The organism is Algoriphagus sanaruensis, from assembly GCF_001593605.1.
GTDB lineage: Bacteria > Bacteroidota > Bacteroidia > Cytophagales > Cyclobacteriaceae > Algoriphagus > Algoriphagus sanaruensis.
The window spans coordinates 584,145-605,121 of record NZ_CP012836.1 but is presented as its reverse complement, the minus strand read 5'-3'; the positions used below and the strand labels follow the sequence as shown (position 1 = coordinate 605,121).

General features: G+C 42.4%; 16 protein-coding genes and 3 tRNA genes. 12 read left to right on the top strand and 7 right to left on the bottom strand.

Going from position 1 to position 20,977, the window contains the following annotated elements; translation table 11 throughout:
* Positions 1-20 precede the first annotated feature (20 nt).
* From AO498_RS02680 to AO498_RS02670, 3 genes are all read left to right on the top strand, one after another.
* Complete coding sequence (locus tag AO498_RS02680) at positions 21-818, top strand: LuxR C-terminal-related transcriptional regulator (RefSeq protein WP_067543430.1); 798 nt, start codon at positions 21-23, stop codon at positions 816-818.
* 127 nt (positions 819-945) lie between these two features.
* Positions 946-1,018 (top strand) — tRNA-Gly (locus AO498_RS02675).
* A gap of 81 nt (positions 1,019-1,099) precedes the next feature.
* Positions 1,100-1,183, top strand: a tRNA-Leu gene (locus tag AO498_RS02670).
* 138 nt (positions 1,184-1,321) lie between these two features.
* Here AO498_RS02670 and AO498_RS02665 read toward each other — a convergent pair.
* A complete protein-coding gene (locus AO498_RS02665) occupies positions 1,322-1,789 on the bottom strand; it encodes a pyrophosphohydrolase domain-containing protein (RefSeq protein ID WP_067543427.1) in 468 nt (155 codons plus the stop codon).
* Between the two features lie 76 nt (positions 1,790-1,865).
* Complete coding sequence (locus tag AO498_RS02660; protein WP_067543424.1) at positions 1,866-2,603, bottom strand: superoxide dismutase; 738 nt, start codon at positions 2,601-2,603, stop codon at positions 1,866-1,868.
* 207 nt (positions 2,604-2,810) lie between these two features.
* Here AO498_RS02660 and dapF point away from each other — a divergent pair, with 207 nt between their 5' ends.
* The 6 genes from dapF (at position 2,811) to AO498_RS02630 (ending at position 10,349) form a co-directional block, all read left to right on the top strand.
* Positions 2,811-3,584 carry a diaminopimelate epimerase gene (dapF, locus tag AO498_RS02655; protein ID WP_067543421.1) on the top strand — a complete coding sequence of 258 codons (774 nt, stop codon included), beginning with the start codon at positions 2,811-2,813 and terminating at the stop codon, positions 3,582-3,584.
* Between the two features lie 102 nt (positions 3,585-3,686).
* Positions 3,687-7,067, top strand: coding sequence for a preprotein translocase subunit SecA (gene secA / locus AO498_RS02650; protein ID WP_067543418.1), 3,381 nt, complete (start codon positions 3,687-3,689; stop codon positions 7,065-7,067).
* 3 nt (positions 7,068-7,070) lie between these two features.
* On the top strand, positions 7,071-7,607 hold the full coding sequence (locus AO498_RS02645; RefSeq protein WP_067543415.1) for a hypothetical protein: 537 nt from the start codon (positions 7,071-7,073) through the stop codon (positions 7,605-7,607).
* A complete protein-coding gene (locus AO498_RS02640; protein ID WP_067543412.1) occupies positions 7,588-8,778 on the top strand; it encodes a M20 metallopeptidase family protein in 1,191 nt (396 codons plus the stop codon). Before AO498_RS02645 ends, AO498_RS02640 begins: the two co-directional genes overlap by 20 nt.
* A gap of 56 nt (positions 8,779-8,834) precedes the next feature.
* Positions 8,835-9,608: a S1/P1 nuclease gene (locus tag AO498_RS02635; protein WP_067543409.1), complete on the top strand. Its 774-nt coding sequence runs from the start codon at positions 8,835-8,837 to the stop codon at positions 9,606-9,608.
* 90 nt (positions 9,609-9,698) lie between these two features.
* Complete coding sequence (locus AO498_RS02630) at positions 9,699-10,349, top strand: response regulator transcription factor (protein WP_067543406.1); 651 nt, start codon at positions 9,699-9,701, stop codon at positions 10,347-10,349.
* Positions 10,350-10,376: 27 nt separating this feature from the next.
* Here AO498_RS02630 and AO498_RS02625 read toward each other — a convergent pair whose 3' ends face one another.
* Positions 10,377-12,476: a protein-disulfide reductase DsbD family protein gene (locus AO498_RS02625; RefSeq protein WP_067543403.1), complete on the bottom strand. Its 2,100-nt coding sequence runs from the start codon at positions 12,474-12,476 to the stop codon at positions 10,377-10,379.
* Between the two features lie 88 nt (positions 12,477-12,564).
* A complete protein-coding gene (locus tag AO498_RS02620; RefSeq protein ID WP_067543401.1) occupies positions 12,565-13,953 on the bottom strand; it encodes a dipeptidase in 1,389 nt (462 codons plus the stop codon).
* 319 nt (positions 13,954-14,272) lie between these two features.
* On the opposite strand from AO498_RS02620, the gene AO498_RS02615 reads away from it, so the two are divergent.
* On the top strand, positions 14,273-15,247 hold the full coding sequence (locus AO498_RS02615) for an NADPH:quinone oxidoreductase family protein (protein ID WP_067543398.1): 975 nt from the start codon (positions 14,273-14,275) through the stop codon (positions 15,245-15,247).
* A 333-nt stretch (positions 15,248-15,580) separates the two neighbouring features.
* Here the strand turns inward: AO498_RS02615 and AO498_RS02610 are convergent.
* Together AO498_RS02610 and uvrA are read right to left on the bottom strand one after the other, a co-directional pair.
* A tRNA-Val gene (locus AO498_RS02610) sits at positions 15,581-15,655 on the bottom strand.
* A gap of 111 nt (positions 15,656-15,766) precedes the next feature.
* Positions 15,767-18,583, bottom strand: coding sequence for an excinuclease ABC subunit UvrA (gene uvrA, locus AO498_RS02605; RefSeq protein WP_067543395.1), 2,817 nt, complete (start codon positions 18,581-18,583; stop codon positions 15,767-15,769).
* 201 nt (positions 18,584-18,784) lie between these two features.
* Here uvrA and pnuC point away from each other — a divergent pair, with 201 nt between their 5' ends.
* A complete protein-coding gene (gene pnuC / locus AO498_RS02600) occupies positions 18,785-19,402 on the top strand; it encodes a nicotinamide riboside transporter PnuC (RefSeq protein ID WP_067543392.1) in 618 nt (205 codons plus the stop codon).
* Positions 19,389-19,913: an AAA family ATPase gene (locus tag AO498_RS02595; RefSeq protein WP_067543390.1), complete on the top strand. Its 525-nt coding sequence runs from the start codon at positions 19,389-19,391 to the stop codon at positions 19,911-19,913. Before pnuC ends, AO498_RS02595 begins: the two co-directional genes overlap by 14 nt.
* Positions 19,914-19,934: 21 nt before the next feature.
* Here the strand turns inward: AO498_RS02595 and AO498_RS02590 are convergent, their stop codons facing one another.
* Positions 19,935-20,966: a metallophosphoesterase family protein gene (locus AO498_RS02590; RefSeq protein ID WP_067543387.1), complete on the bottom strand. Its 1,032-nt coding sequence runs from the start codon at positions 20,964-20,966 to the stop codon at positions 19,935-19,937.
* Positions 20,967-20,977: the final 11 nt, after the last annotated feature.

Genomic DNA, 20,977 nt, shown 5'->3' with positions numbered 1-20,977 from the left:
CTTAACACACACGACCTGCTATGGATAAGGTATTACTTAAGGACCTTAAAAAACAGGATAAATACACACGATTTTTCAAATCTTGGAAAGAGCAACAGTTCCAGGGAGAAATTGATGAGCAAAAGCTCAAAGATGAATTGCTGACTTTAAGCAAAAGTATCGGACTTCAAGAGAGCATTGTCATTGCTTGCTTTGACTATCGCAATTTAAATCTGGCATTCTTCACAGGACGGATCGAGGAAATTACGGGTTATCCCGAGTCGATGTTTAGAAATAAAGGAATGGAGACTTCGTTCACGATGATTCATCCAGAAGATAGGCCTGAGCTGTTTAAATTTCAGGAGGTTGTTCTCAAAGCATTTCATTCCTTATCAATTAGCGAGCGAAATTCTTTTGAATTCTCCTATACGACGAGATGGGTGCACCGAAAGACCCAAAAAGTTACCTGGATGACATCCAAAGCCAGACCATATGTCATTGATCATGCTGGTAATTTTATTATTGATCTTCATATTATCATTCAATTAACCACTCCACCCAAGGTTCAGAGTTACGATTGGAGCTATACCTATTTAAAGGATGATGGTACAAAAATTCTGGTAACCAAAAATTCTCCTCAGGATAAAGTTGTACAGCTTACTCAAAAGGAAAAGGAAATTGCCAAATTGATTCTTGAGGGATTGGAGTCCAAAGAAATTTCTGAAACCTTGAATATTTCTTTGAATACGGTTTCGACACACCGAAAAAATATCCTGAGAAAGGTGAATGCGAGAAATTTGACAGAAATGATCAAAATGCTGGTCGCCTTGGATATTTAAATGAAGCTGAAAATCAAGAGGGTGTACTCTTTTTGAAAAAAAATCTAAGCAATACGCTTGCAAAAATATTTTGCGGCTTTACCTTTGCATCCACAAATGACTCGGACAACGGTTCAGTCAACCAAAAGCGAGAGTAGCTCAGTTGGTAGAGCACGACCTTGCCAAGGTCGGGGTCGCGAGTTCGAATCTCGTCTCTCGCTCGCAAAGCCCTTGAAAAAAGGGCTTTTTCATTTCAATACTTTTAAATTACTCAAGTATTGAGACTCTACCGAGTAGAGGAAGCCGGGATGGTGGAATAGGTAGACACGCAAGACTTAAAATCTTGTGGCCATTAGGCCGTGCGGGTTCGATTCCCGCTCCTGGTACATAAGCCTCGCAGAAATGCGGGGCTTTTTGTATTTAAGGCATCTACAAACCAAAATTCCTAAATAGCAGCCACCAAATAATTCCATAAAAAAACCAGATTAGAGAACTAATCTGGTTCATTCAAGCTGAAGTAGAATTTATTTTTCCAGGATGTTTTTTAGATCTGCAGGAGAATAATTTATCGATTTTAGGGTTTTATGATCCCCCTCTCTAAACACTAGGAATAAATCCCCCTCTTTTTCGTAAAAGCATGGTGTCCCTTTTGCCTCATAATGGGCTACTGTAGCTTTTGCTTCTTCCTCTGTTTTGCATGCTTTGCTCATATTGGAGCGCTGAACTTCGTCGAAAAGTGTTTTGAATTTTTCACCTAATCCAAATTCCAAAATGGCTCCAGACAAAACGTATTGAAGGTCGCAAAGTGCATCTGCGATTTCAACAATGTCCTTATTTTCGATTGCCTCTTCTAATTCTTTTAGTTCCTCTGCCAATAGGGAAACTCTGAGATTACATCGGGTTTCAGAAGGAATGGTCGGTTCAGGCAGAACAGGATGCTTAAAGGTCTGATGGAATAAAGCTACAGAAGTAAGTGACTTGGGGTCTTGCATAATTGATTCGATTTTGAGTCTTGAAATAAAATAAAAAGACCGGACTTCCGGCCTTTTTTAATTTGATTTTCTGGAATTAAACTGCCGCTTCAAATCGTCCTGCAACTGCCTTCCAATCTACCAGGTTCCAAAAGGCTGAAACGTAATCAGGTCTTCTGTTTTGATAATGAAGGTAATAGGCATGCTCCCATACATCCAATCCTAAAATCGGCGTTCCTTTGACTTCAACGATGTCCATAAGCGGATTGTCCTGATTCGCAGTAGATGAAACTGCAAGCTTACCTCCGGATTGTACGATTAGCCAAGCCCAGCCTGAACCAAATCTAGTTTTCGCGGCTGTTTCAAATTGAGTCACAAATTCTTCATAGGATCCAAATGAAGCTGTAATTGCCTCCATCAACTTTCCCTCAGGCTTTCCACCTGAATTTGGACCCATCACACTCCAAAACAGTTCATGGTTGTAATGACCGCCTGCATTGTTTCGCATTTTGGTAGAGTATTTCGAAATCTGCCCTAAGACATTTTCGAGAGGCTTGCTCGTATCAACACCTTCTTCCTTTGCTGCTGCTTGAACATTGGAAGCATATCCAGCGGCATGCTTGGTGAAGTGAATTTCCATCGTTCTTGCATCAATATGTGGTTCTAGTGCATTATAAGCATACCCTAAAGGCTTCTGCTCAAATCCAGTTGCAAATGGAAACTCACTCGGAATTTCGATTCCTTTTGCCAGAAGCTCAGCTAGTGGTGAGGAAAGAATTCCAAGGGTAAGTCCGGCTTTGGTGGTATGGGAAAGAAAATCTCTTCGACTTAGCATGATCTGTTAGTTTTTGGTTTGACTACAAGGGTAACGAATTCGGAACCTCAAATAATTCCGAATGTTGGTTAAAACTAGCCTTATTCTGACTAAAATGGAACTGTCAGTCAGACAATACGTCTGATTTTATGACATCTTCATTAAGTTTGTACCCTAGAAAAAACCTTGGATAAGTTTTTGTCCAAGAGTTTTTAATTCAGTATCTCCATGGAAATCCAATTTTACAAATACCAAGGCACAGGGAATGACTTTGTCATGATCGATGACCGGCAAATCACCTTTGATGATCAAGATCTTGACCAAGTCCGTAAGCTCTGTGATCGGAAATTTGGAATTGGATCAGATGGATTGATTTTGATTCGAAACCACCCCGACTTCGATTTTGAAATGATTTATTTCAATGCAGATGGAAGTCAAAGTATGTGTGGAAATGGGGCTCGGTGTGCAGTGGCATTTTCTGCATTTCTTGGAATAATTGGTCAAAAAACCAAATTCTTGGCAATCGATGGGCCCCATGAAGCAGTGATTGTGGAGGATCGGGTTGAATTATTGATGGGTAACGTTTCTTCTATAGATTCACAAGGCCTTGACTTCTTCGTCAATACGGGCTCTCCTCATCACATCCGATTAGTAGAGGATGTGCTTGATTATCCAGTTTATGAGGAAGGGAAAAAGATTCGGTATGACGCATGCTATTCCCCAGGAGGAACTAATGTCAACTTTGTTCAACCAATTGAAGCAGATCAAGTATTTGTCCGAACCTATGAGCGAGGTGTGGAAAATGAGACGCTTTCCTGTGGCACTGGCGTAACTGCCGCCGCTTTGGTTTTTGGGGTTAAAAACAATCTTCAAAAAGTTAAAATAAAGACGCCAGGAGGAAACTTGTCGGTTCGCTTTCAAGGCAATGCCAATGAAGGCTTTCACGACATTTGGCTAATCGGTCCAGCCCAGCAAGTATTTTCAGGAAAAATCAATAGTTAAAATTATCGCTTTACTAGGCTCAGGCTCTAGGCTTACCAAGTATAAATTATAATAAAAAGGGCTTATTTTTAAGCCCCCAAAAAAGGGAATCACTACGTTATCATGCTAGATTTTATTGCTAAAGGACTAGCCAAAATTTTTGGTACCAAGTCCGACCGAGATATTAAAGAACTTCTCCCCAAAGTTACCGAGATCAATCAGCACTTTTCGGGATTGAAATCCTTAACAGACGATCAGCTTCGGGAAAAAACTCTGGAAATCCGTCAGAAAATCAATGATCGATTGAAAGATATCGATGCACAAATTCTGGACAGGAAATCCAAAATTGAAGCCCTGCCTATTCAGGAAATCCAACAAAAAGACACGCTTTTTTCTGAGATTGAAAAGCTTGAAAAAGACCGGGATGCGGACCTAGAAGTGGTATTGGATGAAGTCATGACCATGGCTTTTGCCATTGTGAAAGAAACCGCTCGCAGATTTAAAGAAAACGGCAAACTCGAAGTTACGGCCAATATTTATGATCGAGAATTGGCAAGTAGAAAGCCAAATGTCGAAATCCAGGGCGATAAAGCAATTTGGCATAACAAGTGGATTGCTGCTGGAAATGAGGTCGTTTGGGATATGGTCCATTACGATGTGCAGCTAATTGGTGGGATGGTCCTTCACAAAGGAAAAATCGCTGAAATGGCAACTGGTGAAGGTAAAACCTTGGTTTCCACTCTTCCTGCATTTTTGAATGCACTTTCAGGAAGAGGAGTTCACCTTGTTACTGTCAATGATTATCTCGCTAAGCGGGATTCTGAGTGGAATGCTCCACTTTTTGAATTCCACGGTTTGACTGTCGATTGTATCGATAAGTATCAACCTAATTCTTTTGGGAGAAAAAAAGCCTACGCTTCAGATATTGTCTACGGAACCAATAATGAATTTGGATTTGACTATCTCCGAGATAATATGGCTCGGGATTCGGATGATTTGGTTCAAGGAAAGCACCATTTCGCAATGGTCGATGAAGTTGACTCCGTGTTGATTGATGATGCACGTACTCCATTGATTATCTCTGGACCAGTTCCTAGGGGAGATATTCATGAATTTGATCAAATGAAGCCACGCGTTTCTGCTCTGGTGGATGAGCAGCGGAAGTTAGTTCAGGGATTCTTAGCTCAGGCTAAGAAACAGATTGCTGATGGTAATGAAAAAGACGGAGGACTAGCACTTTTCAGAGCCTATCGCGGTATTCCGAAATACAAGCCTTTGATCAAATACCTTTCTGAACCTGGTATTCGAGTGATTCTTCAAAAAACCGAGAATTATTACCTCCAGGATAACAAACGGAATATGCCTGAGGCAGATGAGCCATTATTGTTTACCATCGATGAGAAAAGCAATGTGGTAGATCTGACCGATAGAGGTATTGAGGCAATGACTTCTAAAAATGAAGATCCAAACTTCTTCATTCTTCCTGATATCGGAGTTGAAATTGCAGAATTGGAAAAGAATGAGGAGGTTGATGACAAAGAGAAATTAATTCGAAAGGAAGAAGTCATCAAAGATTACAGCGTCAAGGCTCAACGAATTCATACGGTTAATCAGCTTTTGAAGGCCTACTGTATGTTTGAGCGAGATACTGAGTACATCATCGTAGATGGAAAAGTGAAAATTGTGGATGAGCAGACAGGTCGTGTGATGGAAGGCCGACGGTATTCTGATGGATTGCATCAAGCAATTGAGGCTAAAGAAAACGTAAAAGTGGAGGACGCTACCCAAACCTACGCCACGATTACACTTCAAAATTATTTCCGTATGTACCACAAACTAGGTGGTATGACGGGTACAGCCGAGACAGAAGCCGGAGAATTTTGGGAAATTTACAAACTCGATGTAGTTGTCATTCCTACCAATAAGCCAATCATTCGTCAAGATAGAGAGGATAAGGTATATAAAACTGTCCGAGAGAAGTTCAACGCGGTGGTTGATGAAATCAACGAGTTGGTAGCTCAAGGTAGACCCGTTCTAGTCGGAACGACTTCAGTTGAAATCTCAGAGGTACTCAGCCGAATGCTTACCTTGAAGAAAATCCCTCACCAAGTATTGAATGCTAAGCAGCATGCTAGAGAAGCAGAGATTGTAGCAGAAGCGGGTAAACCAGGCACTGTGACTATCGCAACCAACATGGCTGGTCGTGGAACGGATATTAAATTAACTCCTGAGTCTCGTAAAGCAGGAGGTTTGGCCATCATTGGTACGGAAAGACATGAGTCTCGCCGTGTTGATAGACAGCTAAGAGGTCGTTCAGGTCGTCAAGGAGATGTAGGTTCTTCCCAGTTTTTTGTTTCTCTCGAGGATAGCTTGATGCGATTATTTGGTTCGGATCGTATTGCCAAATTGATGGATCGAATGGGCCTTGAGGAAGGTGAAGTAATCCAACATAGCATGATCACCAAATCTATTGAGCGCGCTCAGCGAAAAGTAGAAGAAAACAACTTTGGCATTCGAAAGCGACTTTTGGAATACGATGATGTGATGAATTCTCAGCGGGAAGTAGTCTATCGAAGAAGACGAAACGCGCTTAAAGGAGATCGTTTGGAGTTGGATATTTTGAATGTATTGTATGATGTCTGCGAAAGTATCATCGAAGTAGGAAAGTCGACAGAAGACGCTGAAAATCTGAGAATGAATATTTTCACGACTCTTGGTGTGGATTATCCAGTTTCTGAAAATGATCTCAAAACCAAGGATGCTACCAAGTTGACCCAAGAGCTTTACCAAGTTGCTTTCCAAAATTACACACAAAAGAACGATCAAATCCGAAAGGCTGCCCTTCCTGTATTTAATCGAGTATCCGAAGAGAGAGGAGCAACTGTGAAAGACATTATGGTGCCGATTTCGGATGGGATCAAACAAATTGGTGTGGTTTGTAATTTGGAAAAAGCAATTCACACGGAAGGTCATGAGTTGATCCGTTCTCTAGAGAAAAATGTTGTTTTGGCCATTATCGACCAAAATTGGAAAGAGCATCTTCGAGACATGGACGACTTGAAGCAGTCCGTTCAAAATGCCGTATATGAACAAAAGGACCCGCTTTTGATCTACAAATTTGAAGCATTTGAAATGTTTAAGCGATTTATTGGAAAGCTTAACGAGGACATGACTTCCTTCTTGACCCGAGCAGATCTTCCAAAACAAGATCCTGCTCAAGTTCAACAAGCACAAGTGCAACGTCCTGCTGAGAAAGTCCAAGCCTCAAAAGCAGAAGTAGGAAGCACCCTTAACCCAGGTGCGAACCGAGCAGCCGCGGCAGCAGCAACAGCTGGAAGACCTGCCCCACAACCCGTAGCTCCAAGAAAAACGGATAAGGTCTATGGCAGAAATGATAAAGTGACCGTTCAATACCAAGATGGTTCTACCAAATCAGATGTCAAATACAAAAGTGTGGAGCAAGATATCGTTGAGGGTCGTTGTGTAGTAATCGAACACAGTTAAGCTATGAGAAAAGCAAGGATTTTATGGTTAGCAATTCTATTGGTTGGGTGCAAATCAACCAGCAATGTGTCTGGTCCTGAATCCTTTGCTAACTACCAAGAATCGATTTCCTTGAATCTTCCGGATTACCCTGATTTTCAGCTTCGTCAACAGGTGCAGGTTGTGCAGCCTTCCACCTCACAGCTTTCTGTGGATGGTGCTCTCAAAGAAATTCAAAAAGGCGTCTATGAAAAGAATAAGTCCGAGGCTTATTTTGGAGGGTTTACGGTTCTGGTTTATTCTGGAATCGATCGTAATCAAGCATTTAAAACCAGAGATGAAATAGTAGCATCATTTCCTGAGATAGAACCTGAAATGCAATACCAACAGCCAAGGTATTTGGTCAAGGTGGGCAAATACGCCTATAAGTTTGAAGCTCAACGAATTTTTTCAACCTTAAAATCGGAGTTTCCAACAGCTCGAATCATCCAAGATAGATTTCAGCGGAAGGAATACCTACCTCCAGTAACCAACGATCAAAATGCTCAAGGACAGAATTAAATCCCTGGCTCAAGCGTATAAAGAAGAAGTCATCGCCAACCGAAGACATCTTCATGCCAATCCTGAGCTTTCCTTTAAAGAATTTAAAACAGCGGCATTTGTTGAAGAAAAACTTCAACAAATGGGAATCACCGAAATTGAATCTAAAGCTACCACGGGTTGGTCTGCATTGATCAAGGGAAAAAATCCTGAGAAAAAAGTAATCGCTCTTCGGGCAGACATGGATGCTCTACCTATTGTAGAGGCCAATGAGGTTCCGTATAAGTCTCAATCACCGGGTGTCATGCATGCCTGTGGACATGATGCGCATACCGCTTCTCTTTTGGGCGCAGCCAAAATTTTAAATGAAGTTAAGGATCAGTTTGAGGGAACCATTAAACTTATTTTCCAACCAGGAGAAGAACTTGTTCCCGGTGGGGCATCATTGATGATTAAGGATAAAGTTCTGGAAAATCCTAGACCTTCCTCGATCATTGGTCAGCATGTTATGCCCATGATTCCCGCTGGAAAGGTTGGATTTCGACCGGGCTTATACATGGCCAGTACGGATGAAATCTACATCACAGTTAAAGGAAAAGGCGGGCATGGAGCAATGCCTGAGACTTTTATTGATCCTGTGTTGATTGCCTCACACATGATTGTGGCTTTGCAACAGATCGTTAGCCGGGTGGCCAATCCCAAGATTCCTTCGGTCTTATCTTTCGGAAGAGTAGAAGCGTACGGAGCGACAAATGTGATTCCAAATGAAGTCAAGATTCAAGGTACATTTCGTACCCTAGATGAATCTTGGCGTGCTAAGGCTCATGAAAAAATGGTACAAATCGCCAAAGGAATTGTCGAAGGTATGGGAGGAGAATTAGATTTTGAGATCAGAAAAGGTTATCCATTTCTAAAAAATGAGCCTGAGTTGACAGCTAGATCAATGGATGCTGCAAGAGAATATCTGGGTGAAGAGAATGTCCTTGATCTGGATATCTGGATGGCTGCTGAGGATTTTGCGTTTTATTCGCAAGAAATCGATGGTTGTTTTTACCGATTAGGAACCCGAAATGAGGCCCGTGGAATCACCTCGGGTGTACATACCCCGACCTTTGACATTGAAGAAGATGCTCTGGAGATAGGCTCAGGCTTGATGGCTTGGCTGGCAGTTTCCGAACTTTCAAAAGGTTAATTTTCTCTTAACTCTAAGATTCAGCGAAGTTTTATCTTCGCTTTTTTATTCCAACTATGAAAAGAATACAAACCCTTACACTCACACTTTTCCTAAGTCTTTTGGTTTCTCAGGCGTTTGCTTGGGGACAATTGGGTCATTACCTGATCGGGTATATGGCTGAAAAGCAAATGAAAAAATCTACCAAGAAGAAAATTGAGCAAATCCTTTATCCCATGTCTTTGGGAAAAAGTGGGACTTGGATGGATGATATCCGGTCTGACAGAAGCTACGATTACGCGACTACCTGGCATTACCTCAATAGTAAAAACGGAGAATATGATCCCAGTACTCAGGAGAAAACAGGCGACGCTTATGAAGCTATTCAACGTATTAAAGCAGAGCTAAAGGCTGGTGGTTTGGATCCAAAGACAGAATCTGAAAAGCTGAAAATGCTCATTCATATGGTTGAGGATATTCACCAACCACTGCATGTGGGCACTGGTGATGACCGAGGCGGGAATGATGTAAAGATTGAATTCTTCAATCAACCTACGAATCTTCACGCGCTTTGGGATAGCGGAATGATTGACCGACAGGGTATGAGCTATACCGAAATTGGCGAAGAACTATATCGAAGACTAACTCCTGAAATGCATGCTAGCTATCGTTCATCTACCATGCTCGACTGGTTAAAAGAAGCAGTAAGCTACCGACCGATGGTTTACAAGCTTCCTGAAAATAAGAAAATCAGCTATCAATACATGTACGAAAACTATCATATCGCAGAGGAGCGAATGATTGCTGCAAGTGTGCGACTTGCCCAGATTTTAGAGGATATTTATCCTTGATCCTGGATAATTCTTTTTGAAAACGGCTTTTGTCTCTTAGGATGATGAAAGCCGTTTTTTTATTTTAAACCTAATTTTTAAAACCCTCCTATGAAAATCAAACTTGTCATCGCTGAAGACAATAGCTTCTTGCTCAAAGCTATTCGGGAAAAGCTTTCCTTATTCTCTGATTTGGAGCTGAAATTTTGTGCAGTAGATGGGCAGGATTTGATTGGCAAACTTGAGCAAGATTCCAATATTCATCTCATTCTCATGGATATTGAAATGCCAAAGATGAACGGAATCGAAGCTGTGGAAAAGGTGACTCAAAAATATCCTCAGATAAAAATCATTATGCTTACCGTTTTTGACAACGATGAGCATATTTTCAAAGCCATCCAAGCAGGTGCTCATGGATATTTCCTGAAAGAAGTTGATCCTCCTACGTTGCATCAAGGCATTTTGGATACCCTTGAAGGCGGTGCTGCGATGACTCCTTCCATTGCGATGAAGGCACTCAAACTACTTCGTAATCCGCCCAATTTCGAAGAAGCCAAAGAGGAAACCAACCTAACCGCACGAGAAATTGAGATTCTAGAACAAACTTCGAAAGGGCTTAACTATAATCAAATCGGAGAAAACTTATTCATTTCCCCAAAGACTGTCCGAAAACACATTGAGAATATTTACGCCAAACTGCAAGTTCACAACAAGATGGAGGCAGTTCAAAAAGCGGTAAAAAATCGAATTATAGAAGGATAAATCGATTGAGTGTGATCGGTTCGATTCTCAATTCCTCAATTCAAACTCTTTTTTCGCCCCATCCAAAAACTCCACAAAGGCCGAGATATCCGTGTTGTATCCTCTAGGTTTAGCCACGAGCTGTTCATTATGATCTAGGATTACATAATAGGGCTGGGCATTGTTGTTGAATCGGGTAATCTGGAAATCGGCGTTTTGCTTGCCAAGGGTCTTTTTCAATTTGCCGTCATAGGTCGAGGTGTACCATTCGTTTTCCGGAAGCTCCAGTCGCTCGTCGATGTAGAGGGCGACCATGACAAAGTCCTCTTTCAGCCGCTTCAAAACTTGAAGATCGACCCAGACATTTTCCTCCATTTTTCGGCAATTCACACAGCCATGTCCGGTGAAGTCGATCAAGAGAGGTTTACCTTCCCGCTTGGCAGCCTCCAAAGCTTGTTCGTAGTCGAAATAGCCTGGAATTCCGTGCGGAATCTTCAGGAGATCGCCGTATTTGATTTCTTGGGGGGAATTTGTCGATGGTTCATCAAAGGAAATACCTCCTTCGATTTTGAACTGTTGGGTAGTAATCGGAGGAAGGTAACCACTTAAAATTTTGAGAGGAGCACCCCAAAGTCCAGGAATCATATGGACTACAAAGGCAAAGGTCAACAGTGCCAGAAGTAAGCGTGGTACCCCGATATGCTCTAACTTTGAATCGTGAGGTAAGCGGATTTTTCCCAAAAGGTAAAGTCCCAAAGCTGAGAAAATGACAATCCAAATCGCAAGGAAAATATCCCGATCCAAAATGCCCCAGTGGTAAACGAGGTCCGCGATAGATAGGAATTTGAAGGCCAATGCCAATTCCAAAAAGCCTAAGACCACTTTGACAGAATTAAGCCAACCTCCGGATTTTGGAAGTCGCTGCATCCATTCCGGGAAAATCGCAAACAAGGTAAACGGAATGGCAAAAGCCAACCCAAATGAAAACATACCTAATACCGGCTTGACCAGTTCGCCTCCCGCAGAAGAAATCAGGATCGACCCAACAATCGGCCCGGTGCAGGAAAACGAAACCAATACAAGCGTAAAGGCCATGAAAAATACGCCTCCCAAACCGCCTTTTTCGGCTTTCGCATCCATCTTATTTACTAAGCTGGAAGGCAAGGTCAATTCGAACATGCCTAAAAACGCCAGTGCAAAAACAATAAAGATCAAGAAGAAAAAAACATTGGGAATCCAATGGGTTGCCAGCCAATTCGCAAACTCAGGACCCTGAATCGAAGCTACGGCCGTTCCGGCAATGGTGTAAATGGCAATGATAGAAATCCCATAAATGAATGCCTGACGTATTCCTTCTGATCGCTTTTTGGAGCGTCCTGTGAAGAAACTTACCGTCATCGGGATCATCGGAAACACGCATGGTGTAATCAACGCGGCTAATCCCGCCAAAAAAGCCAATACCATAAATCCCCAAAGTGATTCCGTTTCCCCTTCGGCAGTAAAGTCTATGGGTTGAGCGATATCTACTGCTTCGGTTTCTGCAATAGAAAATGGAGTTTCTGTTATTAGGGAATCTTTGGAAATGGTCTCGTTCGTTATTTCAGTGTTTTCGGAATTAGTCGGAGACGATTCTTCGGAAGACGGCTGTGTTTTAGGAGTTCCTTCCTTTGCAGTGAACTCAATCTCTATATCTTGCTCGTAATTGATGCATTGACCAGTGAGGTCAGAGCACATTTGATATTCCAGTGACCCTTTGACGACTCCAGAGGTAGATTTGATGATGATTGGCTGCTCAAAGCGCCCTTTTCCCATGAAATAGGTCACATCTCCTTCCCAGATTTCGTCAAATTTTTTCCTAGGATTGATCGCTTTTAGCTTAGTGGCAATCGCAAAATCACCCGATTCGGCAGGTATAAACTCAGTCAAAAGCGGACCTAGATCCTTTTCAAAGTCATTGGAATAGACATACCAACCTACTGGAATTTCTGCTTCTAGAATTAGGCTTGCTGATTCTCCCACTTGAAGGTCTCTAGGCTCTAGTGTAAAGGTCCATTTCGGAGGCTTTACCAATTGAGCTTGGGAAAAAAGGGAGATCAAAAGAAAAACCGGAAGTAAGAACCAGCCGATTTTTTGGGAAGCTTGGGACATGCAAAGTTGGGATTTACTTTGGCAAACAATGATTTAGGTTGGGATGTTCAAATTAAACGCACCTACACTAGGATTTTGGCGACTTTGATCACTTTCCGCTAAGACTTCTAAAATGTCTAAAGAAAGCAGCAATCGTTTCGATACCTATAAAGTAGTTTTTCACTCCATAATGCTCGTTTGGTGAGTGTAGCGCATCCGTATCTAATCCAAATCCGAATAGGATTGGATCACTGCCCAATTCTTTCTGGAACAAAGCCACAATAGGAATCGAACCACCTTCACGTGTTGGAATCGGTCTTTTTCCAAAAGTCTCTTCCATGGCAGCTTCAGCTGCTTGGTAGCCGATGGACGAATCAGAAACTACAGCCGGAGCTCCTCCGTGGTGTGCCTTTACTTTTACTTTTACAGATTTTGGAGCGATGGCTTTGAAATGCGCTTCGAACAGCTGAGCGATTTCATGCCAATCCTGATCAGGTACAAGTCGCATCGAGATTTTAGCAAATGCCTTAGAAGGCAATACGGTTTTGGCGCCTTCCCCAGTATATCCACCCCAAATTCCGTTGACATCCAAGGTCGGCCGGATTCCTACTCGTTCGATGGTGGTGTAGCCTTTTTCCCCATGGACATCGTCAATATCGAGTTTACCCTTGTATTCTTCGAGATCAAATGGTGCTTCGTTCAATCGCTGACGTTGCTGAGCCGTCAGTTCCTGGACTTTTTCATAAAATCCAGGAATAGTGATGTGCTCGTTTTCATCCTTCATGGATGCAATCATTTTGCACAGCACATTGATGGGATTAGCCACTGCTCCGCCGTACGTTCCAGAGTGAAGATCGCGATTCGAGCCTGTCACTTCGACTTCCATGTAGGCCATTCCTCGAAGCCCTACGGTGATGGAAGGATCCTGCATGCTGATCATGTGGGTATCGGAAATCAGAATCACATCAGCTTTCAGTCGCTCTTTGTTTTCCAAAACAAACTTGTCCAAGTTGTCCGAACCGACTTCTTCTTCTCCTTCGATCATGAATTTGACATTACAAGGCAAATCACCAGAGGCCATCATCGCTTCAAATGCTTTGATGTGCATATAAAACTGGCCCTTGTCGTCTGCAGATCCGCGTGCAAAAATGGCTCCTTCGGGATGGGTCGGCGTGTTTTTGATTACTGGCTCGAAAGGAGGAGAATCCCAAAGTTCATAAGGATCGGCAGGCTGCACATCGTAGTGTCCGTAAACAAGAACTGTTGGCAAGGCCGGATCAATGATTTTTTCACCGTAAACGATGGGATAGCCTGCTGTCTCGCAGATTTCAGCGATATCTGCCCCCGCTTTTTCAAGTGATTCTTTGACAAATTGAGCTGCCGCAAAGACATCGTTTTTGAATTTGGGATCAGCACTGACGGAGGGAATCCGAAGGAGATCCAGGAGTTCATTGAGGAAGCGGTCTTTGTTGTTGGCAATAAAAGCAGCTACGGACATATTTGGGTGTTTTAAGTTTCTAAAGAGTTCAAAATTATTCCTTTCGGGAGGATTTGCCTAGAGATTTTTATTTTACCGCAAAGGCGCGGAGGTCGCATAGTAAATTTTTAGGATTCTATCTCCTTGCTTGAAAAAGACAATTGATCAAAACTATTGAATTTGATCAATGTCTAATTTGATTGGGGAAGAACCAATTCCTTTTATCAAAATCGGCGATTCACCATAATTCCTATTGGAGGGTATAAACTATCCCCCTAAAATCGATAATTTAAAAAAACCTTTGTGACTTCCTGGAAAGAATCGTGGCAAATCTTTGAATATGAAAGCATTACTCTGTACCCAATTTGGCCTTCCTGATACCTTAACGGTAAAGGAAATCCCTAATCCCTTTCCTGCACCAAATCAAATCCTCATCGCGGTGGAGGCTTGCGGGGTCAATTTTCCTGATGTGCTCATCATACAGAACAAGTATCAGTTTAAGCCAGAATTGCCTTTTGCTCCAGGAGGAGAAGTGGCTGGAAAAATCATTGGATTGGGCGATCAGGTACAGGGATTCCAAATAGGACAGCCAGTTTTGGCACTCTGTGGCTGGGGAGGTTTTGCGGAAAAGGTCGCTGTGGATGCAGATCGGGTGTTTCCTTTGCCTCCCGGACTTTCTGCGGAAGTGGCAGCTACGACACTTTATACCTATGGCACTTCGTACCATGCGCTAAAGGATCGCGGAAATCTTCAAGCCGGAGAAACTTTGCTCGTACTAGGTGCAGCAGGCGGAGTAGGTTTAGCGGCAGTGGAGCTAGGGAAATTGATGGGGGCCAAAGTTATTGCGGCAGCCTCTTCAGAAGAGAAGCTTGCCCTATGTCGCGAAAAAGGAGCCGATCTCACCCTCAACTACGAAACGGAAGATCTCAAAAACCGCATCAAGGAACTCACCGAAGGCAAAGGGGTTGATGTGGTTTATGATCCAGTTGGAGGAAAATTCACTGAATCGGCACTTAGAGGAATGGCTTGGAAAGGGCGATACCTGATTGTCGGCTTTGCCAACGGGGAAGTACCTCAAATTCCAATGAACTTGCCTTTGCTCAAGGGCTGTTCGATTATCGGCATTTTTTGGGGACAGTTTTCGAAAGTGGAGGCCAAGGCTAGTTTCCAGAATATCCGTCAACTCGTCACCTGGATTCAGGAAGGAAAAATCAAACAGCATATCGGGAGCAAATATTCACTGGAAGAAGCTCCAGATGCTTTGCAAGCGATCTTGGATCGGAAGATGCTGGGAAAAGGGGTGGTGGTGATGTAAGCATGTTAGTTTCCCACAGATTTACACAGAAAAAGTCACAGATATCACAGATTTTTCCCTCAGATGATTGCAGAGAAAATCGCAGAATAATGATAGATACAGATCTGGATACATCAACGAATCCAATCTTTGTTGATCTGCTGTAAATATATTTTTTAAAAGTATTTACCATGAAAATCGAAAGTTTGATTTACGATTTTCATGGTAAAATTGAAGGTAATTTTTCAGTAAAAATTTGAAAAACAATTATTTGTGATCTTTCTTCTCAAAAACTAAAGCTTATGAAAAAAGGCACAAAATCTTCGAGACTTTGTGCCTTTGTAGCTAATCCTGTGGAATCTAAGGGATTCGAACCCATGACCTCTGCTCTGTCAAAGCAGCGCTCTAAACCAACTGAGCTAAGATTCCAATTTTGACGATCTAAACCTCCCGATGGCTATCGTGGATGAGCTAAGATTCCAATTGTGTTTGCGAATATAGATAACCATCTAAGGGTTCGCAACCCTTTAAAGATTTTGATTAAACAAAGCTTTCCCTCAAATACTTCGCTGTGTAATTTTCCTCCTCTTTGGCCAAATCCTCAGGAGTACCTGCAAAAGTCAGATGACCGCCTTTGTTCCCTCCCTCAGGACCCAAATCGATGACCCAATCTGCGGATTTGATCACTTCGGTATTGTGCTCGATGATAATGACTGAGTGTCCTTGATCGATCAATGCATTGATACTGTGAAGTAATTTGCTGATGTCATGGAAATGAAGTCCGGTCGTGGGTTCGTCGAAAATAAAGAGAATGTGATCTCCGGTTTTGGTTCCGCCTTTTCCTAGGAATGAGGCCAATTTCACCCGTTGAGCTTCTCCGCCTGAGAGGGTGTTCGAACTTTGACCCATGCCTATATAGCCTAGGCCCACTTCCTGAAGCGGTTGAAGTCGATTGACGATTTGGGTTTTCCCTTTGAAAAATTCCAAAGCTTCGTCAATAGTCATGTCCAATACTTCGGAAATACTTTTGTCTTTGTACTTGACCTCAAGGATTTCATTCTTGAAGCGCTTTCCCTTGCAAGATTCGCAAGTCAGATGGATGTCTGCCATGAATTGCATTTCCACGGTGATGGTGCCTTCGCCTTGGCAAGCCTCACAACGACCTCCGTCCACATTGAAGGAGAAAAATGCTGGTTTATAACCACGCTGCTTGGAGAGTGGTTGCTCGGAAAAGAGATTCCGGATCGCATCATAAGCCTTCACGTAGGTTACCGGATTGGATCGGGAGGATTTTCCGATAGGATCTTGATCTACAAACTCAACTTGGGTAATTCGCTTGTAGTCACCTTCGATCTTGTCGTATTTTCCACCTTCATCGATGACTGTGCCTAGCATTTTTCCCAAAGCTGGATAAAGTACCTTTTTGATCAAGGTGGATTTACCTGAACCGGAAACTCCCGTTACCACAGTAAGGGTGTTGAGTGGAAATTGGACGTTCAAATTTTTCAGGTTGTTTTCACGAGCACCTTTGACAGTGATGGAGTCCTTCCACTTTCGGTTGCCTGTTTTGGTGAAAATCTTCTCTTCACCGCGGAGATATTTGGCCGTATAGGTGGTTCCGCTCGTGATCAGATCTTCGATTTTTCCTTGGAAAAGCAACTCTCCACCCTTCACTCCTGCATCTGGTCCGATATCGATGATCTGATCGGAAGCTTTCATGACTTTTTCCTCATGCTCAACCACGATAACGGTATTGCCGAGATTTTTGAGCTCTTTTAGTACGCCTACTAGTCGATCTGTATCTCTAGGGTGAAGTCCGATGCTGGGTTCGTCGAGAATGTACATGGATCCAACCAGCGCCGAACCCAAGGAAGTGGCCAATTTGATACGCTGATATTCCCCTCCAGAAAGGGTGGAAGTGAGTCGGTTGAGTGTTAGATAGCCCAACCCTACTTGATCCATAAATTCAAGCCGACTGATAATTTCTTTAAGAAGTCGGTTTGCAACTTTTGCTTCATGCTCAGTGAGTTGAAGATTTCTAAAAAAATGAAGAGCGTCTTCAATAGGCATTAAAACCAAATCTGTGATGGATTTTCCGTCTATCATGACAAAACTAGCGTCTTTCCGGAGGCGCGTTCCACGGCAATCTGGACACGTCGTTCGTCCCCTGAATCGGGAAAGCATCACCCGGTATTGGATTTTGTAGGTTTTACTTTCCAAATCTTCAAAGAAGGCATTCAGACCTTGGAAGTATTTATTTCCAGTCCAGAGTAATTCCTGCTCTTTTTCGGTTAGCTCATTGTAAGCTCGATGGATAGGAAAATCAAACTCAATTCCTTTCTTCAAAAGTGGTTCTAACCAGCCTTTTCCACTTTCCCCTCTCCAAGGAGCAATTGCTCCCTCATAGACTGAAAGTTCCTTGTCTGGAATCACCAAGTCCCTATCGATCCCTAAGACATTTCCGAAACCTTCGCATCTTTTGCAAGCTCCGTAAGGATTGTTGAAGGAGAAAAAGTTGACCGAAGGAAGTTCGAAACTCATTCCATCCAGCTCAAAGCGATCAGAGAAAGTGCGTGTTTCTACATCAGGAACGGTTATTTTGCAGTCTCCATGACCTTCGAAAAGGGCGGTTTGAATAGAGTCCGCAATACGAAACTGATTGTCCTCATCGTCTTTTCGGACTGTAGCTCGATCGATCAGGATTTCATAGGTTCCTTTTTGAACTTTCTTTTCTCCCAATAGATCTTCTACGAAGTAAACTTCGCCATCGATCAAGATCCTTGTGTATCCCTTTTGTAGTAAGAGCTCGAGTTCCTGTTCGATTTTTCTTCCCCTTCCGATCTGAAGAGGACAGGAAATCATGACTTTCGCACCCTCTTCAAATGCAAGCACATAATCCACAATATCCGTAACCGTGTGGTGCTTGACTTCTTTCCCAGAAATCGGGGAATAAGTCTTTCCTACTCGAGCGAAAAGCAACTTCAAGTAATCGTAGATCTCGGTGGTTGTCCCCACGGTTGATCGGGGGTTTTTGGTACTGACTTTTTGCTGAATTGCGATGGCAGGCGCTACTCCTTTGATGTACTCCACCTCTGGTTTTTCCATCCTGCCAAGGAACTGCCTAGCGTATGAACTTAGGCTTTCCACATACATCCGTTGTCCTTCGGCAAAAAGTGTATCAAATGCCAAGGATGATTTTCCCGATCCAGAAAGTCCCGTTACAACCACAAATTGGTTTCTGGGAATGGCAACGCTCAGGTTTTTAAGGTTATTGACCCGGGCGTTTTTGATGATAATAAATTCTTTGGGATCGAGGGAGTCGATGTCGATTTTAGCGGGTAAAGTGCTTAAAGTCATAGCTGGCAAAGTTAGCAATCAAACCCGGCAAGTGGGAGAAAAGTTGGGATCTTGTTTGGATTTGTATGGAATCAAAAAGCTTTTGTTCCAAGTACGAAGTACTATCTACCGAGTATGTTTGCCAATAGTGAGCGCTAAGGACCCTAATCTTTCAATATTTCAATTTTCCAATCTTCGAATAATTATCCTTTTCTTCGTATCATGGATTTTCAATTTCTCATTGACGGAGTTGCAGCAGGATTGATGAATATGACCTGGCTGGAAGCTTTAGCTGTTTTTTTTGGAATTGCATCTGTTTTTTATTCCATGCGAGAGCATATTTGGGTGTATCCGACCGGGATCGTCTCCACACTTATTTATGTTTGGATTTGCTTTGAATACAAGCTATATGCTGATATGGGGATCAATGCCTATTATTTTAGCATGTCGATTTATGGATGGTATGTATGGACTCATCCCAAGGCCAATCAAGTAGTCTTGCCTGTAACCTGGCTCGATGGAAAAGGATGGCTCATTTCAGCTCTTCTTTTCGCTGTTTCTTATCCTGTATTGGTTTTGATCTTAAGTAATTTTACAGATAGTGATGTGCCTTATTGGGATTCATTTACCACAGCTTCAGCCTTTGTCGGGATGTGGCTGATGGCCAAAAAGAAAGTGGAAAACTGGATTTTTTGGATCCTTACGGATTTGGTTTCTGTTCCACTTTATTTTTACAAAGGCCTTATACTCACGTCATTTCAGTTTTTCTTTTTTACCATTTTAGCCATAATGGGATTGGTCGCTTGGATCAAATCTTCTAAAACCTATGCAAAAGCCTAAGCGGATATTGATTTTGGGCCCAGAATCAACGGGTAAAAGTACTCTAGCTGAGGACTTAGGTAAGCATTTTGGCGAACCTTGGGTTCCAGAATTTGCTCGGGAATATTTGGAAAAGATAGATCGTCCTTATGAATATGAGGACTTATTGAAGATTGCTAAAGGGCAGATTTTACAAGAGGATACATTGGTCGAAAGGGCTAGCAATTACCTGTTTTGTGATACCGATTTGCGAGTTATTCATGTTTGGTCTGAGCATAAATATGGAAAAACTGACTCTTGGGTTTTGGAAGAAATGCAACGAAGAGTTTATGATTTGATTTTGCTCACAGACATTGATTTACCCTGGGAGCCTGACCCGCTTCGTGAGCATCCGGATTTGGAAATGCGGCAATATTTCTTTGAAAAGTATCAAATGCTCGCCGAACAAAGTGGTTTTCCTTGGCAAGTGCTTTCTGGGGATAGAAAGACCCGATCCAATCAGGCGATTCAATATCTTTCAGACTTGTTTTGAGCCTGGAAAAAATTGGTTCACTTACTTTTTTTCAAAAACCAAAGTATCTCCGCCAGCAGGGATTTGACCTGATTTATCTAAAACTCCTTCCATCAATAAATTGGCAATGTTGACTCCAGAATTATCCACAGTCACCCAGAGAAAATGATCCATGGATCTGCCATAGGAATTATTTTGTCCTCCTCCAGTGGTTGCTAAATTGATGTAATCCATTCCATTTCTTTGCATTGGACGAAAGGTATGCGTATGCCCATTGAAAACAGTGTAGTTTCTACCTTTCAGCTTTTCTTCGATTTCGGCAAATCTACCAGGCTTTGGATTTTCCCAAAGTGGTTTATGAACTAAAATAAAGGTCCATTTAACCTTTGGATTCTTCTCGAGCACGCTTAAAAAGTAATCCCTTTGAGATTCACTGATGTTCCCCCATTTTCTTTCTGGAAGATTTGCATAGGCAGATTGAGCATAGGCTTCTTCTCCTTTTTCATTAAGGATTGAGATGCCCTCATTTCGAATTTGTTCGATTTCATTATTTCGTTCAGGGCCATGATCCTCACTGTCCAGAATTAGAAAAAGCGTGTTTTGATAAAGAAAATGGTAATAATTTTTCCCTCTTCTCATTTTCCAAATTCCTTGGGCAAAATTTCCCGTCAAATCATGGTTGCCTCCAGTATAAAAAACGGGGGCTTTGGCTTGATTGGCTCTAAAATCAAAGGAATCCCATTGAGTTTTCCAACTACTTGAGTCAGGACTTCCTCCCTCAATTAAGTCACCTACATTGACAATAAATTCGGGTCTGAGGAGGTTCATTTGTGCGATTGCCACATCATATATTCTAGGCCTTTCGCCACCAGTAAGATCGCTGTGAACAATAAATGAAAACTTATCGGGGGCATTGTCGAAAGTTTCCTTGTTCCAAGGTTTGGCTTCGCCTGTGAGGTCATGTATAAAAAAGGGAGTGCTTTCCTTGCAAGAGAAAAAAAGCAAAATACTTAGCATGCCCAATAAGGGCTTGAATGTTATTTTTAGATATTCAGGTAGTTGATAAGGCTTCATACTGGAAGGTG